The sequence below is a fragment of the Vibrio sp. A1-1 genome, from assembly GCF_021728175.1.
Lineage (GTDB): Bacteria > Pseudomonadota > Gammaproteobacteria > Enterobacterales > Vibrionaceae > Vibrio > Vibrio diabolicus.
Map to the genome: position 1 here is coordinate 621,879 of NZ_JAKKCL010000002.1, position 15,832 is coordinate 637,710.

General features: G+C 45.6%; 17 protein-coding genes. 4 read left to right on the forward strand and 13 right to left on the reverse strand.

What is annotated here, in order from left to right; all coding sequences use genetic code 11:
• Positions 1 to 14: 14 nt before the first annotated feature.
• On the forward strand, positions 15 to 797 hold the full coding sequence (xni, locus tag L3V30_RS06920) for a flap endonuclease Xni (RefSeq protein WP_150916390.1): 783 nt from the start codon (positions 15 to 17) through the stop codon (positions 795 to 797).
• 107 nt (positions 798 to 904) lie between these two features.
• Here xni and rlmM read toward each other — a convergent pair whose 3' ends face one another.
• The 7 genes from rlmM to pomA all read right to left on the reverse strand — a co-directional run bounded on the left by rlmM (position 905) and on the right by pomA (position 7,800).
• Positions 905 to 1,996 carry a 23S rRNA (cytidine(2498)-2'-O)-methyltransferase RlmM gene (rlmM, locus tag L3V30_RS06925; protein ID WP_005391375.1) on the reverse strand — a complete coding sequence of 364 codons (1,092 nt, stop codon included), beginning with the start codon at positions 1,994 to 1,996 and terminating at the stop codon, positions 905 to 907.
• Positions 1,993 to 2,391, reverse strand: a complete 399-nt coding sequence (locus tag L3V30_RS06930; protein ID WP_005391376.1) for a DUF423 domain-containing protein — start codon at positions 2,389 to 2,391, stop codon at positions 1,993 to 1,995. The genes rlmM and L3V30_RS06930 overlap by 4 nt, the downstream gene beginning before the upstream one ends.
• The gene (locus L3V30_RS06935) at positions 2,381 to 3,004 is read right to left on the reverse strand and encodes an alpha/beta fold hydrolase (protein WP_012842074.1); all 624 of its coding nucleotides are present in this window, start codon (positions 3,002 to 3,004) and stop codon (positions 2,381 to 2,383) included. Before L3V30_RS06935 ends, L3V30_RS06930 begins: the two co-directional genes overlap by 11 nt.
• Entirely contained in the window at positions 2,985 to 3,905 is a 921-nt protein-coding gene (locus tag L3V30_RS06940; protein ID WP_005391378.1) for a transcriptional regulator GcvA, read from the reverse strand. Before L3V30_RS06940 ends, L3V30_RS06935 begins: the two co-directional genes overlap by 20 nt.
• Before the next feature lie 511 nt (positions 3,906 to 4,416).
• Positions 4,417 to 5,865: a tRNA uracil 4-sulfurtransferase ThiI gene (thiI, locus tag L3V30_RS06945; RefSeq protein WP_031780206.1), complete on the reverse strand. Its 1,449-nt coding sequence runs from the start codon at positions 5,863 to 5,865 to the stop codon at positions 4,417 to 4,419.
• Positions 5,866 to 6,076: 211 nt separating this feature from the next.
• Positions 6,077 to 7,024 (reverse strand): flagellar motor protein MotB, encoded by a 948-nt coding sequence (locus tag L3V30_RS06950; RefSeq protein ID WP_074190973.1) that lies wholly within the window; start codon positions 7,022 to 7,024, stop codon positions 6,077 to 6,079.
• 14 nt (positions 7,025 to 7,038) lie between these two features.
• Positions 7,039 to 7,800 carry a flagellar motor protein PomA gene (gene pomA / locus L3V30_RS06955; RefSeq protein WP_005381564.1) on the reverse strand — a complete coding sequence of 254 codons (762 nt, stop codon included), beginning with the start codon at positions 7,798 to 7,800 and terminating at the stop codon, positions 7,039 to 7,041.
• Between the two features lie 263 nt (positions 7,801 to 8,063).
• On the opposite strand from pomA, the gene xseB reads away from it, so the two are divergent.
• Genes xseB through dxs form a run of 3 tightly spaced genes read left to right on the forward strand, consistent with a single transcriptional unit; the run spans position 8,064 to position 11,098 of the window.
• Entirely contained in the window at positions 8,064 to 8,306 is a 243-nt protein-coding gene (gene xseB, locus L3V30_RS06960; RefSeq protein WP_005381566.1) for an exodeoxyribonuclease VII small subunit, read from the forward strand.
• A gap of 21 nt (positions 8,307 to 8,327) precedes the next feature.
• Positions 8,328 to 9,212 (forward strand): (2E,6E)-farnesyl diphosphate synthase, encoded by an 885-nt coding sequence (ispA, locus tag L3V30_RS06965; protein WP_005391389.1) that lies wholly within the window; start codon positions 8,328 to 8,330, stop codon positions 9,210 to 9,212.
• A gap of 20 nt (positions 9,213 to 9,232) precedes the next feature.
• On the forward strand, positions 9,233 to 11,098 hold the full coding sequence (gene dxs, locus L3V30_RS06970) for a 1-deoxy-D-xylulose-5-phosphate synthase (RefSeq protein WP_237308567.1): 1,866 nt from the start codon (positions 9,233 to 9,235) through the stop codon (positions 11,096 to 11,098).
• Between the two features lie 46 nt (positions 11,099 to 11,144).
• Here the strand turns inward: dxs and pgpA are convergent, their stop codons facing one another.
• The 6 genes from pgpA to L3V30_RS07000 form a co-directional block, all read right to left on the reverse strand.
• A complete protein-coding gene (pgpA, locus tag L3V30_RS06975; protein WP_046874310.1) occupies positions 11,145 to 11,651 on the reverse strand; it encodes a phosphatidylglycerophosphatase A in 507 nt (168 codons plus the stop codon).
• 91 nt (positions 11,652 to 11,742) lie between these two features.
• Positions 11,743 to 12,708, reverse strand: coding sequence for a thiamine-phosphate kinase (thiL, locus tag L3V30_RS06980; protein WP_152812631.1), 966 nt, complete (start codon positions 12,706 to 12,708; stop codon positions 11,743 to 11,745).
• A gap of 78 nt (positions 12,709 to 12,786) precedes the next feature.
• On the reverse strand, positions 12,787 to 13,254 hold the full coding sequence (nusB, locus tag L3V30_RS06985; RefSeq protein WP_005381571.1) for a transcription antitermination factor NusB: 468 nt from the start codon (positions 13,252 to 13,254) through the stop codon (positions 12,787 to 12,789).
• Positions 13,254 to 13,724, reverse strand: coding sequence for a 6,7-dimethyl-8-ribityllumazine synthase (gene ribE, locus L3V30_RS06990; protein WP_005381572.1), 471 nt, complete (start codon positions 13,722 to 13,724; stop codon positions 13,254 to 13,256). The genes nusB and ribE overlap by 1 nt, the downstream gene beginning before the upstream one ends.
• Positions 13,725 to 13,893: 169 nt before the next feature.
• On the reverse strand, positions 13,894 to 15,003 hold the full coding sequence (gene ribBA / locus L3V30_RS06995) for a bifunctional 3,4-dihydroxy-2-butanone-4-phosphate synthase/GTP cyclohydrolase II (RefSeq protein WP_005381573.1): 1,110 nt from the start codon (positions 15,001 to 15,003) through the stop codon (positions 13,894 to 13,896).
• A gap of 173 nt (positions 15,004 to 15,176) precedes the next feature.
• Positions 15,177 to 15,830: a riboflavin synthase gene (locus tag L3V30_RS07000; RefSeq protein WP_053811835.1), complete on the reverse strand. Its 654-nt coding sequence runs from the start codon at positions 15,828 to 15,830 to the stop codon at positions 15,177 to 15,179.
• Between the last annotated feature and the right edge of the window lie 2 nt (positions 15,831 to 15,832).

Consider the following 15,832-nt stretch of genomic DNA (forward strand, 5'->3'; position numbering starts at 1 on the left):
ATTGCTAAGTCATTATGTCTATTCATCTTGTTATTATTGATGCCCTAAACCTGATCCGCCGAGTGCACTCTGCACAACCGGATCCAACCGACATAGCAAGAACCATCACCACGACACAAAGAACCCTCACTCGCATTCTGTCAGAAGCCAACCCGACACACATCATTGCGGTTTTCGATCACCATGAACAAGACAGAGGGTGGCGAGCTGAGATTCTTCCAGACTATAAGCAAAATCGAAAACCAATGCCGGAACCACTGATGCAAGGTCTAGATGCGATTCAGCAAGCATGGTGGGAACAAGGTATTGATTCATTGCTTTCTGAAGGCGATGAAGCGGACGACTTGGTTGCTACTCTCGCGACTAAAGTGGCCAGTCATGGTGAAAAAGTCACCATCGTTTCTACGGATAAAGGCTACTGTCAGCTGCTTTCTCCTACCCTACAGATCCGTGATTACTTCCAACATCGTTGGTTAGATGAACCGTTTATCGAAAAAGAGTTCGGCGTAAAACCAAGCCAACTGGCCGATTATTGGGGGTTAACGGGGATCAGCTCTAGCCAAGTGCCTGGGGTTCCGGGCATTGGACCAAAAGCGGCGAAAGAGATTCTTACTCACTTTGAGAATATTGAAGCAGCCTACGCCAGTGAAGACCTCGCACCGAAATACCGTAAAAAATTAGACGAGCACATTGAGTCTGCACGCTTATGTAAACGCGTCGCGGCTTTAAAGTGCGACATTGAACTCGGCTTTAACTTACAGGACATTCGCTTTACAGGACCAAATAAAGCGGAATAGTGTCAGATGATGGTTTCAAACCATAAAGCACTCAGACAATAAAAAAGCGCCATTTGAAGGCGCTTTTTCTATTCTCGGGACTATCCCCAAATGACTAGGAGATAGAATTAGTACGGCGAAATGTTCGATAGACACTGGATATGAATCGTGATCTCTTCACGATCATGATACAAATGCTTAGCTTGTAGTCTGAACTTTACCTTATTATCAATCAGGAACTGCTTCAGGTTTTCAAGGTCTTGCAGCACCTCGTCATAGCGGCCTTTCATTGGCAGCTTAAGGTTAAAGATTGCCTCTTTCGCCCAACCTTTTAACAGCCACTGGCCCATAAGGTGAGCAACACGAGCTGGCTTTTCTACCATGTCACAAACAATCCATGTTACGTTCTTACGGTCTGGTTCGAATTTAAAACCATCCACCATATGATGCTTGATCTGGCCGGTTTCCATCAAGCTGTCTGCCATCATGCCGTTATCGACACAGTGAACGAACATCGAGCGCTTCACCAGTTGGTACGTCCAACCGCCTGGGCATGCGCCTAAATCGACCCCCCACATTCCTGGAGCCAAACGCTCATCCCACTCTTCACGTGGAATAAAGACGTGAAATGCTTCTTCCAGTTTAAGCGTTGAACGACTTGGGGCGTCTGCTGGGAACTTAAGGCGAGGAATACCCATGAAGAACTGAGAGTTATTGTCAGTGTAAGAATAACCGACATAACAATGGCCAGGCTCCACAAAACAAATGTGCAATACTGGCTTCTTCGCGTTGTCTTTGTTCAACATTAGACCTTTACCGCGCAACGCTTGACGCATTGGGACAGTAAATTTACGGCAGAATTTCAGTAGCTCTTTCGCTTCATTCGTATCCGGAGTTTCAATTCTCAAATCCCCACAGCGAGGAAACGCTTCAATGTCTGCTAGCTCATTCAAAATTGGGCTAATGCGGTCATCACTTGGCAGCGATTGAAACTCAGCCGCTACCGCAAACATTTGGCGAGCGAAGATTAACGACTTAAAGTCCAAACCTCTCGCAAGTTTGTCCGCATCTCCATCTTGGTAACACTCGAAGACAACATAACCTGAGTTTCTCTTCACACGAGGGAAGCCATACACTTCCAACTGTGTCGCTTTGTCCTGAATTTCACCAGCACACTCTTTCTCAAAGCCAGAACGGCAATAGAGCATTAGTTGTTTCACTTGGAGACCTCTTTGATATTGAACGCAGCAAAAAAGAACAGACACCAACCAATCATGAACAGCAATCCTCCCATTGGAGTAATCGGCCCAAACCACTTAATGCCTGTCAGCGCCAGTGCGTAAAGACTGCCGCTAAAACAAAAGATGCCGATGATAAAGCAAATCGCTGCAATGAAAAAATATTTTTGTGCTTTTTGTCCCAAATTCAATAGCAATAAAACCGCACAAAACACAATCGCCAACGTGTGAATAAATTGGTACAACACTCCGGTCTCAAATACGCCAAGTAAATACGGAGCCAGCTGAGCTTTTAGCCCATGTGCAGCAAAGGCACCTAGAGCGACAGAAACCAGCCCAGACAGACCAGAAAATGAGAGTAACCACTTACTTTTCACGGTACACCTCTTTGATAAACGCCACTAACTGCTCTACCGCGAGATCGATGTTACCCGCCTCGGTATGGCCTGAGCTCTTGCGCGGTTTAAAGCTGTGGTCACCATCGGGTAAAAAACTCACCTTAACTTGCGATGAAAGGACAAAGTCATCGAACTCCTCACGCTTACCAAAGGTGTCTCGCTCCCCTTGCAGAATCAGCGTAGGTTTCTCAATAGTTGCTAAGTGCTCGCCTTTGTATTTCTCTGGTTTTCCCGGTGGGTGAAATGGAAACCCTAAACAGGCAATGCCCGCCACCAGCTCATTTTCAGCCAGTAAACTCGACATGCGACCACCCATTGACTTACCACCAATGACAATAGGTTGAGAGGTAAAGTGAGCAATCACTTCTTCATAGGCTTCAAGCAGCTTTGGCGCACGATCTGGTGGACGCTTTTTCCCATCTTCCGCTCGCTTAATCATATACGGGAAGTTAAATCGCACCACGCGAATTCCTTGCTCAACTAATCCTTTGGCAACGGCGGTCATGAAATCATGTTCCATCCCCGCTCCAGCGCCATGGGCAAAGATAAATAGAGGACCGCTCTCAGGTCCCTCAACTATCCATTGGCTCATCTAATACTTCCTCTTGCTCTTTTCTCGCGGTCGCTAACATCCAGTCTCTAAACGTTGCGATTCGGCCCATATCTGCCTGCTGTTCATGACACACCACGTAGAATGCATTCTTGGAGATCAACACCTCGTCGAATGGCGCGATGAGTCGTCCAGCTTCCATTTCTGGCTTGGCGAGTACGTTGTTACCAAGCGCGACCCCCTGACCATGCGCAGCAGCCTGTAGCACCATCGTCGAGTGACTGAAAATAGGACCGTGGTTTACATTGATACCTTCGATGTTGTAATGACGCGCAAACTGCTTCCAGTCTTTACGCGAAGTATCATGTAACAAAGTGTGTAATTTGAGGTCACTTAGAGATTCTAATGGTTTGTTGCCTAAAAGTAACGAAGGTGAACAAAGTGGGATCAGAAACTCTTGGTACAATTTATCCGCTCGCAAACCCGGCCAATTCCCACGGCCATAGTAGATAGCCACATCTACATCATCAGTCAGTGAACCTTCATCCATATCCACAGCTTTAATACGTACATCGATATCTGGCTCTTGAGCATTAAAATCGGCCAAACGAGGCACCAACCATTGGATAGCAAAACTCGGCGGTAGACTGATCGTCAATGCCCCTTTTTCACTACGTTCCAATACCTTATCTGTCGCCTCGGCAATCGAGGTGAAAATATCTTTGATGTCGAGAAAGTAACTTTGTCCTTCTTCTGTCAACAATAGCGAACGATTACGGCGACGAAAGAGCTTCAACGATAAGAACTCTTCGAGTGCTTTAATCTGGTGACTGACCGCGGCTTGAGTAACAAACAACTCTTCTGCCGCTCGCGTAAAACTGAGATGACGAGCAGCCGCTTCGAAGACTCGAAGCGAATTTAATGGAGGCAATCTGCGAGACATATGGGACCTCAAATAGGATTAGTTTTTTTAATCTGAAACATTATAAAATGTCCGTTGTCGAACAGCCAGATAAATTCTATATTTCACCCCGCAACACGAGCCTGAACGGCTTGATTTCTTTGGAAATCAATTGGCTTCGTTGTTGCGATGTTGTGTTTGCAAACTCGTATTTCGAGTTAGGTAGATTTCTACCATAATGTTTTGTCCACACTCCCTGTGACAAAACATATACTTCCTGTATTTATTTTTGACCTGTCTGTCAAATTTGTTACACCGCCTAAATTAGGCGGTGTTTTTTTATCTATCGAAAATCTCATCCGTATATCTGGCAGCAACATCACTTTATTACTCTTCTTTCGGATTAATTATCGTTATATCAACACAAAGTGTATGGCTTTGCGATAAGCCTCAACATTATGCTAAGTAATGATTAGCTGTAACGCGATCAAAAACAAAAAAGGCGCAAATTGATGTCTCAATTTGCGCCTTTTAACGTCTTTTTATCAGTCAACTATGGGCGGTAAACTTTTACGTTATTGAAGCCTTGCTCTTGCAAGTAAAGCGCTTGCAGACGGCTCATCACACCGCGGTCACAGTACAGTAAATATGTCTTAGATTGGTCTAAATCACCAAACTGTGTACCCAATTTGTAGAATGGGATATGTTTCACATCCACACCTTCGATTTCGAGCGGGTTATCGTCTTCCTCTTCAGGACTACGAATATCTAGCACAACCGCGTGCTCTTCTACCGCCTCAACCTGCTCGACTTCTGGTGCTGCTTGCTCAGACTCTTTCGCGATATCACGAATGTCCATCATGCGTGCATCACGAACTACTTGCTCAAGAATGCTAAAGTCAAACTTCTCTTCTTCCGCTTCTAGCTTCGCTTTAATCGCTTTTACTGTCGGCTTCTTAGAAATAACACCACAATACTCTGGCATAGTCTTCGCAAAGTCTTCTGTGCCGATTTCGCGTGCTAGGTTAATGATGTCTTCTTTATCCCAGTTGATAAGTGGGCGCAGAATCAACGTGTCCGTTACGTTATCGATATGGCGGAGGTTAGTTAGCGTTTGGCTCGATACCTGACCGAGCGCTTCGCCTGTTACCAATGCTTCGATCTTCATCTTCTGAGCGATCATGCCTGCTGCACGCATGAACATACGCTTCAAGATAACCCCCATTTGGCCGTCATCGACTTTCTCTAGGATTTCCGCAACCACAGGTTCGAAATCAACTGAGATGAAACGTACTTTTGCTGAAGAGCCGTATTTGTTCCATAGGTAGTGAGAAACCTGCTTAACGCCGATTTCGTGCGCTGGACCACCTAGGTTAAAGAAACAGTAGTGTACTTTTGAGCCACGTTTGATGTGTAGATAGCTAGAAACACCAGAGTCAAAACCACCAGAGATCAAGCTCAACACGTCTTCTTGCGTACCCAGTGGGAAGCCGCCTAGACCTTTATGACGAGCCAGCACTTGGTTTAGCTTATCGTTCGAGACTTCCACCTTGATCGTCACGTCTGGGTTTTGCAGCTTAACTCTTGCGCTCTCAATCGCTTGGTTTAAACCACCGCCGACATAACGCTCTAGTTCGATAGAGGTAAAGTCGTGCTTACCGCGACGCTTCGCACGTACAACAAAGGTTTTATTTTCGAGTGCAGAGCGATTTAGCTCCAGTACTTGTTCGAAGATATCGTGCAAGTCTTTAAATTCGGTCTGCTTCACTTCCAGTACGTGGTGAATGCCTGGTGTATGAGTCAAAACCTCAAGAACTTCAGCGTGGAATTCGTTACTCTCAGAGGTCACTTCAATGTGATCACGACGGTTGAATACCGCGACAGATTCCGTGCGGCTCTTAATGATGTTACGAATGTTGCACTCTAAAATCTTTGTGAAGCGCTTACGCACAGATTCACTTTTTACAAAAATTTCTGGATGGGGCTTTACAATAAATTTCATAGTCTAATTCGCAGGTTAGTTTCGCAATCAACAAAGAGTGACACTCAACTTCAATACTTCATACGCAGTAAAACCGCGTTTCAGTCACAAAAAGTAGTCTGAGCTCACTTTTAAGGCGCAAGATTATACACCCAAGCGGATTGGAAAAACAAAAAAAGCGAGCAATCTGCTCGCTTTCTTATCTCTCTACTGACTTAAAACCAAAGTCTAGTTATTGAATTACAGGCACTTCTTCACTGTATAGTGGCTCGCCTTGCATGATGCTGATTTCAACCCGCCGGTTAAGCGCGCGATTTTCATCAGAATCATTCGGCAACAATGGTTCAGTATCTGCCATGCCTCGCACTCTCAAACGTTGATGAGAGAAACCTCTCACCTTCTCCATCTCTTGTGCGACCGATACGGCGCGCTGAGAGGAGAGATCCCAGTTAGAACGATAAAGCTCAGAGTCCAACGGTCGGTTGTCCGTATGACCAGATACTCGCACAATGCCTGGCACGTCTTTTACTAACTCTGCAATTTGTCGAACTAAAGGGCGGAATTTAGGCTGCAAGAAGGCCGAACCTTCAGGGAATGCACCTTTTTCACGCATGCGTATAACAATCTGTTGGCCAAGATTTTCAACTTCAATCGCACCTTGTTCAATCTCTCGCTCTAAGGCTTTCTTGATACTTTCCATCAAGGTTTCCATCTCTTGCGACATCTCTTCAGATTGCTGCTGTTGCATATCCGCTTCTGAAGATTGATTGTTTTGCGTTGACGTTTCTGGCGATTGACCACCGGTTAACTTGCCTTCATCACGCTTTGTGCCACCAGCTCGGTCAGACTCCCCTTCATGAAACTCGAGCGTCTGCTGAGTGATGTCCATGGTTTGCTGCATGATGACATCAATCGGCGTTGGTTCTGGTCGGCCCGGTCGAAACTCTTGAGCAATGATGCTAGTACCTTTGGGAATGTCTTTCACTTCAAGTTGATTTTGTACACCAAAGGCAAATTTCATTGATCCCGCAATCTGTTTGAACTTCAGTACGTCCATTTCAGAAAACGAGAGCAGAAGAACAAAGAAACACATCAGTAGCGACATTAAATCCGCGAATGTCCCCATCCATAACGGGAGACCGGGTGGCGGACAATCGCATTTGTTATCTTCATCATCCATCACTACTCTCCAAGTTACTCGTCAATCTCAAGGGCACGTTTACCTTCGTTGAGGTAGTTCTTCAAGTAACTATCAATCACTCGCGGGTTTTGACCATCTTGAATCGCTAATACACCATCCATGATCAAACGGCGGTTTAGCGTTTCTTGGTCACGGCGCAGAGAAAGCTTATCCGCAATAGGGAAAAACACCATATTGGACAGGATCGCGCCATACAATGTGGTTAAGAGTGCAACCGCCATTGCTGGTCCAATCGCTTTTGGATCATCCATGTTTGAAAGCATCGCAACAAGACCAACCAAGGTACCAATCATTCCCATCGCAGGAGCAACGTCACCAAAGGCGCGAAATACGCCAGTACCTTGCGTATGTCGTTCATCTGTAAGCGCGATGTCTTTTTTTAAGGCTGCTCTTACCACGTCGGCATCATGGCCATCAACAAGCAAATCAATGCCTTTTTGCATAAAAGTGTTATTAATTTCCATCTCTTCAAGAGCAAGAAAACCACCTTTACGTGCCGCATCGGCCATTTCCACAATTTTTGCGATCAAGTCTTCCGGTTCATCCGCTTTAAACATGAAGGCTTTGCCTGCGATCTTTGTTGCACCAAAGAACTGTCCCATTGTGAACTTCATCAGTACTACAAATATTGAGCCACCAACGACAATAAGGATCGACGTGACATCGACAAACATGCCGATGCTGCCACCAAGCACCATCGCCATAATGACGAATGCAAAACCACCAATCAAACCTAATAGGGTTGCTAAATCCACAAAGCACTCCTCACGCTATACTCAAATACTGCCATTGGGCGGATTATTACCTGTATCGACAACTCGCGCAGAATTTTTAGAAAAATCTTAGCTAATGGATCACAAATTAGACTTAACAACCTTAACCAAAATATGGGGTTTCAGCGCTTAGGCTCGTTTAACGCTAATTTTGTGACAATTATATAAGGTTAAATTTGACCAAGTTACTAGGCTAAGGTAACTTTCGTGCATCTTCTCCAAGGCTTGATTAAGGCAGAAAAAAGATGGCGGTCAAGAAACCAGAAAACATGACCTTCGAAGCAACCATTGAAGAGCTTGATAGCTTGGTTGATCAATTAGAAAATGGCGATCTTGCCCTAGATGATGCTCTACGTAAGTTTGAACGAGGCATTGCCTTAGCTCGTGCTGGCCAAACTAAACTTAGCGACGCCGAACAGCGCGTAAGTATTCTTCTCAGCGAAGATGATGAAGCACCACTGAGTGACTTCAAACCAGATTCAGAATAACCATCAGTAGTGAGCAATGTGATGCAACAGACATTGACGTCTTTTCAACAAAGAAACAATCAGCAATTGAACTTGTGGCTCGATCAGCTTCCATATCAAGAGCAGCCATTGATTCAAGCAATGAAATACGGCCTTTTGCTAGGTGGAAAACGCGTTCGCCCTTTTCTTGTTTACATCACAGGTCAAATGCTCGGCTGTAAACCAGAAGACTTAGACACTCCTGCCGCTGCTATCGAATGTATACATGCCTACTCACTCATTCATGATGATCTGCCTGCCATGGACGATGATGAACTGCGTCGAGGTCAACCAACTTGTCATATTAAGTTTGATGAAGCAACCGCAATACTGACAGGTGATGCACTACAAACTCTCGCCTTCACCATTATTGCCGATGGTCAATTAAACCCGGCAGCCGAGACTCAACGCATCAATATGATCAAAGCGTTGGCGCATTCTTCTGGCGCCAACGGCATGTGTGTTGGACAAGCTTTAGATTTAGGCGCAGAAAATCGCCAAGTTTCTCTTGAAGAAATGGAAGAGATACACCGTAAAAAAACCGGAGCTCTGATTGATTGTGCGGTAAAATTAGGTGCATTAGCTGCTGGTGAGAAAGGTATCGAGGTTCTACCTCACTTGGAGCGCTACTCAAAAGCAATTGGTTTGGCGTTTCAGGTTCAAGACGATATTCTTGATATCATCAGTGACACAGAAACACTGGGTAAGCCTCAAGGTTCTGACCAAGGTCTGAATAAGAGCACTTATCCTTCCCTGCTGGGTTTAGAGGGAGCCATTGAGAAAGCTCACACTCTGTTACAGGAAGCACTTCAAGCATTGGAAGCTATCCCATACAATACTCAGTTACTCGAAGAGTTCGCCCGATATGTCATCGAGCGCAAAAATTAACACTATAAGCGCGCATTTATATGACTCTTGATATTTCAAAGTACCCAACACTGGCGTTAGCAAATACACCGGAAGAATTACGTCTCCTTCCGAAAGAAACATTACCAAATCTGTGTGATGAACTGCGAACGTATCTGCTAAATTCAGTGAGCCAATCTAGCGGACACTTAGCGTCTGGCTTAGGCACCGTAGAGCTAACTGTCGCTCTGCATTATGTTTACAACACCCCTATCGACAAATTGATCTGGGATGTTGGTCATCAGGCTTACCCGCATAAAATCCTCACCGGACGTCGCGATAAAATGCCAACAATTCGCCAAAAGGATGGTCTACACCCTTTCCCTTGGCGTGAAGAAAGTGAATATGACACCTTATCTGTCGGTCACTCTTCGACATCTATTAGTGCTGGTCTTGGCATGGCCATCAGCGCGCAAAAAGAGGGCAAAGGTCGTAAAATCGTCAGTGTAATTGGTGATGGCGCAATTACAGCTGGCATGGCATTCGAAGCCATGAACCACGCTGGCGACGTTCATCCTGATATGTTGGTTATTCTGAACGACAACGAAATGTCGATTTCAGAAAACGTCGGCGCCCTGAATAACCACCTTGCTAAGGTACTTTCTGGCAGCTTGTACACTTCTATCCGTGAAGGCGGTAAGAAAGTGCTGTCTGGTGTTCCACCTATTAAAGAGTTGGTTCGCCGTACGGAAGAGCACCTAAAAGGCATGGTAGTGCCTGGCACTCTGTTTGAAGAGTTCGGCTTTAATTACATTGGCCCTATTGATGGACACGACGTCAATGAACTCGTCAAAACGCTAAAAAACATGCGTGAGCTCAAAGGCCCTCAATTCCTGCACATCATGACCAAGAAAGGCAAAGGTTATGAGCCTGCCGAGAAAGATCCTATCGGCTACCACGCAGTACCGAAGTTCGCACCGGCAAACAATAGCTTACCGAAGAGCAGTGGCGGTAAGCCAACTTACTCAAAAATCTTTGGTGACTTTTTATGTGACATGGCGGCCCAAGATCCTAAGCTAATGGCAATTACGCCAGCAATGCGCGAAGGCTCTGGTATGGTACGTTTCTCAAAAGAGTACCCAGACCAATACTTTGACGTGGCGATTGCTGAGCAACACGCTGTGACACTTGCAACAGGTATGGCAATTGCTGGCGATCATCCAATCGTAGCTATCTATTCGACTTTCTTGCAACGTGGTTATGACCAACTGATCCACGATATCGCGATCATGGATTTACCAGTAATGTTCGCTATCGACCGTGCAGGTCTCGTTGGTGCAGACGGCCAAACTCACCAAGGCGCATTCGATCTAAGCTTTATGCGCTGTATTCCGAACATGGTGATCATGGCGCCAAGTGACGAAAACGAATGTCGACAAATGCTTTACACTGGCCATAAACATACTGGCCCTAGTGCGGTTCGATACCCTCGCGGTAGCGGGATGGGCGTAGAAATCGAAACTGAGTTTACGGCTTTAGAAATCGGTAAAGGACGCATGGTTCGCCAAGGTGAAAAAGTTGCTATTCTGAACTTTGGTACTTTCTTGGGTAATGCACTAGAAGCCGCTGAATATCTCAATGCAACCGTGGCAGATATGCGCTTTGTGAAGCCGCTCGATAAAGCATTAATTCGTCAATTAGCCGCAGATCATGACGTGCTCGTGACGTTAGAAGAAAATGTTATCGCAGGTGGTGCAGGTGCAGGTGTCGTTGAGTTTATGATGAAAGATAAAATCATTAAGCCAGTCTTAAACCTAGGCTTACCCGATGAGTTTATTCATCAAGGAACACAAGATGAACTGCATGAAGAGCTTGGTCTCGATGCAAAAGGGATTGAACAATCCATCTTGGATTATTTAGCAAAATAGAATTTAAAAAGGGATGCTCATGGCATCCCTTTTTTATGTCCAACGTTTAATTCATCCAGCCTGCGTATTTTGCGACTAGAAACAGGGCAACACCAGCCATAATTCCCGCCACGATATCATCAACCATAATACCCAGCCCACCGTGAACTCGCTTATCTAGCCACCCAATTGGCCACGGTTTTACCATGTCGAAAAAACGGAACAGGATGAAGCCAGTGAGCAACCACTTCCACTCGGTCAACGGAATATTTAACGCAGGGACGATACCCATCGTAATCCAAAAACCCGCAAATTCATCCCATACGATTGAACCATGATCATGTACTTTCATGTCTGCAGACGTCACTTGGCAGATTTGAATGCCGATCACACACGAAATCAGAACAACAATGACATACGCCGTAAATGGCAATTGCGCCAACAACAAAAAGAAGGGCACGGCCGCCAGCGTCCCCATTGTTCCTGGAATAAACGGGGATAATCCACTGCCAAAACCCGTCGCCAATAGATGCCACGGGTTCTTTAATGAAATCAGAGAAAGAGGGTTGGTCATATCCTTAAACCTATACTGCTAGTTTGGTTTCAATCGTCATGCCTGTGAGTTGCTCAATAGTAACAGGCTCTTGGCTAGAGCTTAGCTCAGATCATTTAAAGTGGTCGAAGCCACTTAAGTCCCAATCAAGTGGTTGATTGTTATCATGCAGCTCGAAGGTTCCATTTGGTCGGATTTGACCAATACATGTGACCTTACAGCCAGTATGAGATAAAGCGCTTTGTAACGAGCCTCGATTTTGCTCCGGCACGGTAAAACACAACTCGTATTCTTCGCCACTTGCTAAAGCATACTGCTGCGCGCTGATCTTATCATCTAAAAACTGGACTAATTCTGAAGAGATCGGTAGCTGAGAGACATCAATACTCACCCCAACCTGAGATCGCTGTAAAATGTGCTTAATATCAGAGATTAAACCATCTGAAATATCTATCGCCGACGAGGCTAAGCCAACAAGAGCTTGTCCAGCAAGCACACGCGGAGAACTAAGGTAATGAGCTCGCTCTAGTGCTTCCGCGCCGACTCTGCTGCGCAGAGAGTCATCTAGAATCACATCCAAACCAGCTTTTGCATCGCCAAGGTTTCCCGTTACGTATACCCAATCCCCAGGCTTTGCGCCGGAACGTGTGAGAGCTTTACCTTCAGGAACAAAACCTTGCACCGTCAGAGTCAGACACAATGGGCCTTTTGTGGTGTCACCGCCAATTAACTGAATACCATAGTAATCAGCCAATTCGAAAAATGCATCACAGAAAGGTGCAAGCCATTCTTCATCTGGCTCGGGCATCGTTAATGCAAAGCTCACCCACGCAGGCGTTGCTCCCATCGCTGCCAAATCACTGATGTTAGAAGCCAATGCTTTGTGCGCCACCCACGCCGGATTTGCGTCGGATAAGAAATGCGTTCCAGCCACCAATGTATCCGTGCTAATCGCAATCTGAACATTAGCCGGCGCTTTGACGAGTGCGCAATCATCACCAGCCGCTAGGTGGACATCTTTACGTTGGTTCTGACGCCCGACGAAGTATTTGTCTATCAGATTAAATTCACCAGACATAATTCACTTACTTTTTGATGTAAAAGCTTTTGATACAAAAAAGGTCAGCATGTGCTGACCTTTTCATTGAAGAAATCGTTATTTCTTACGAATGTGAGGTGCTGCTTTATCAAGTACACCGTTCACAAACTTGTGGCTATCTTCTGCTGCGAAGACTTTTGCAAGTTCAATCGCTTCATTGATAACAACTTTGTAAGGAACATCTTCGCGACGAGTCATCTCGTACATAGCAAGGCGAAGAAGAGCAAGTTCCATCATATCTAAATCCTGCATAGGACGAGAGATGTATGGACGAATTTTGCTATCTAGCTCAGCGTGGCTAAGTACAACACCGCTTAGTAGTTCACGGAAGTAAGCTACGTCTGTTTCTGGAGCAGCAAGCGCTGGCTCAGATGCATGAAGTTCTTCTTCATCGTATTTGTCGCCAGACAAAAACTGTTCTTCAATCTTGGCAACATTCTCTTTAGTAATTTGCCATGAGTAGATCGCCTGTAGAGCGAATTGACGTGCGTTACGACGTGCGGCTGGTTTCACACTGGCCCCCATTAGGAATCAATTTCAGATAGTACATTAATCATTTCAAGTGCGCTTAGTGCAGCCTCTGCACCTTTATTACCAGCCTTGGTTCCTGCGCGTTCAATCGCTTGATCGATCGTATCAACAGTCAAAACACCAAATGCTACTGGAATGCTGAATTCCATAGACACTTGTGCTAGACCTTTGTTCATTTCACTACAAACATAGTCAAAGTGAGGCGTTCCACCGCGAATAACAGACCCTAGAGAAACAATAGCGTCGAATTTGCCAGTTTTAGCAACACGCTGAGCTACTAGAGGTAGTTCTACGGCACCTGGACAACGCACAACCGTGATGTTGTCTTCGCTTACTTGTCCGTGACGCTTTAGTGTATCGATCGCACCAGAAAGTAGGCTTTCGTTAATAAAACTGTTGAAACGAGAAATAACGATAGCAATTTTTGCATTTGGCGCTGGGAAGCCACCCTCGATCACTTTCATAAGCTTTCCTTTAACTCTATTTATAAGTGAAATATGTTCATCAAGTGAGAATCGCCGGATTCTAGCACAAATTTGTGAGCAATATCTAATGGAAATTGGAGGCAAATCACCGGTTCCTAGCCATTGACGAGTTGAGTGCGTAAAAGACTAGGAACTTATTGTTCGGTTGTTACTCGCAAACGTACTCAACCACATTCAGACCAAAACCACCTAATGCGTGGTACTTTTTGTTGGTCGATGACAGAAGGCGCATATCATGTACACCGAGATCCGCAAGAATCTGTGACCCCACACCAACACGGCGAGACGTGCCCTGTTTCTTAGCAAGCGTTGGTGCTTCACCTTTGTCTTGCGCTTCAAACATCTTCACACGATGAATAAGTAGATCGGTCGACTCTTCATGGCCAAGAACAACCAGCACACCACCTTCTTCACCAATACGTTTCATTGCCTTATCTAGTGTCCAGCTGCGCTCTGCATTACGATCGCTACGTAGTAAGTCGGTAAAAACATCTTGAAGATGTACGCGAACCAGTGGCGCTTTTTCTTTCAAATCGCCCTTGCACATTGCGTAGTGCACTTGGTTATCAATGGTGTCCTTGTACGTGACTAACGTGAACTCGCCAAACTCTGTCGGTAACTTGCACTCTGCCACACGTTCAATCGTTGTCTCAGTGTTATTGCGGTACTCAATTAGGTCGGCAATAGTGCCCAATTTAATACCGTGTTTCTCTGCAAAGATCTCTAGATCAGGGCGACGAGCCATGGTGCCGTCGTCATTTAAGATCTCAACAATAACCGATGCTGGCTCTAAACCAGCAAGGCGAGCCAAATCACAGCCAGCTTCAGTGTGACCTGCGCGAGTCAGTACACCGCCATCTTGGGCCGCGAGCGGGAAGATATGACCAGGCTGCACCAAATCCGCAGCTTTGGCGTTTGGCGCGACTGCCGCTTGAACCGTGCGTGCGCGATCCGCGGCTGAAATACCCGTCGTTACCCCTTCTGCCGCCTCAATCGAAACAGTAAAGTTGGTTGTGTATTGCGCATTATTGTCTTGCACCATTGGTGGCAGACCTAGGCTTTCGCAACGATCTTTGGTCATGGTTAAACAAATCAGGCCACGGCCATAGGTTGCCATAAAGTTGATGGCTTCCGGCGTAATATGCTCGGCAGCCATGATCAAGTCACCTTCATTCTCGCGGTCTTCATCATCCATTAGGATGACCATTTTGCCTGCGCGAATATCATCAATAATTTCTTGTGGCGTACTGATTGGCATAGTTTGTTATCCCGTTATTCTAAATTTGTTATTGCGACAGCAATGAAAAATCATGTTGCAGTGAATGCTAGTTAGGTCAATAGTTTGAGCTTTGCACCAAGCAAGTCAATGAATCTCGCGGTGTTCTGTGAGTCTGCTCTTTATCGCATGCCTCACGCAGCCACTCCCAAGACTTATGCAAAACCGTTTTGCTGTAAAAAGTCCATCGTGATACGAGACTCGGCCTTATCTTCTTGCTGTCCTTGCAGTAAACGCTCCATATAACGCGCAAGTACATCAACTTCTAAGTTGACTTTGCGCCCCACTTGAAACTGGTCAATCGTAGTTTCTTCACTCGTATGAGGAACGATCGTCAGCTTAAAAGCATTTTTACGTAAGTCGTTGACGGTTAGGCTAATACCATCAACTGTAATCGAGCCTTTCTCTGCGACGTACTTGCTAATTTCCGCAGGCATTGCAACCCAAAACTCTATCGCACGGCCAACTAAATTACGTTCGACAATTTCACCAACCCCATCGACATGGCCAGAAACGATATGTCCACCCAATCGCGTTGTTGGTAACATGGCTTTTTCTAGATTCACCTTATCGCCCACTTGGTATTCGGCAAACCCAGTTTTCTTCAAGGTTTCTAATGACAGATCAGCACTGTAATAGTGGCTTCCGAAGTCAACTACCGTTAAGCAAACACCATTGGTCGCAATGCTATCGCCTAACTTAACGTCTGACATATCAAGCGTCCCCGTTTCAACCGTGACGGTGATGTCTTCGCCCTTCGGCGTAATCGCAGCTAACTTGCCAACTGCTTCTACTATTCCTGTAAACATAC

Bases quoted from the DNA above. Each gene is read 5' to 3' on its own strand.
- L3V30_RS06940 (WP_005391378.1), bottom strand. From the start codon at position 3,905: ATGTCTCGCAGATTGCCTCCATTAAATTCGCTTCGAGTCTTCGAAGCG.
- xni (WP_150916390.1), top strand. From the start codon at position 15: ATGTCTATTCATCTTGTTATTATTGATGCCCTAAACCTGATCCGCCGA.
- ribE (WP_005381572.1), bottom strand. From the start codon at position 13,724: ATGAAAGTGATCGAGGGTGGCTTCCCAGCGCCAAATGCAAAAATTGCT.
- nusB (WP_005381571.1), bottom strand. From the start codon at position 13,254: ATGGGGGCCAGTGTGAAACCAGCCGCACGTCGTAACGCACGTCAATTC.
- L3V30_RS07000 (WP_053811835.1), bottom strand. From the start codon at position 15,830: ATGTTTACAGGAATAGTAGAAGCAGTTGGCAAGTTAGCTGCGATTACG.
- thiI (WP_031780206.1), bottom strand. From the start codon at position 5,865: ATGAAATTTATTGTAAAGCCCCATCCAGAAATTTTTGTAAAAAGTGAA.
- ribBA (WP_005381573.1), bottom strand. From the start codon at position 15,003: ATGCCAATCAGTACGCCACAAGAAATTATTGATGATATTCGCGCAGGC.
- pgpA (WP_046874310.1), bottom strand. From the start codon at position 11,651: ATGACCAACCCTCTTTCTCTGATTTCATTAAAGAACCCGTGGCATCTA.
- L3V30_RS06950 (WP_074190973.1), bottom strand. From the start codon at position 7,024: ATGGATGATGAAGATAACAAATGCGATTGTCCGCCACCCGGTCTCCCG.
- ispA (WP_005391389.1), top strand. From the start codon at position 8,328: ATGCAACAGACATTGACGTCTTTTCAACAAAGAAACAATCAGCAATTG.
- thiL (WP_152812631.1), bottom strand. From the start codon at position 12,708: ATGTCTGGTGAATTTAATCTGATAGACAAATACTTCGTCGGGCGTCAG.
- L3V30_RS06935 (WP_012842074.1), bottom strand. From the start codon at position 3,004: ATGAGCCAATGGATAGTTGAGGGACCTGAGAGCGGTCCTCTATTTATC.
- dxs (WP_237308567.1), top strand. From the start codon at position 9,233: ATGACTCTTGATATTTCAAAGTACCCAACACTGGCGTTAGCAAATACA.
- xseB (WP_005381566.1), top strand. From the start codon at position 8,064: ATGGCGGTCAAGAAACCAGAAAACATGACCTTCGAAGCAACCATTGAA.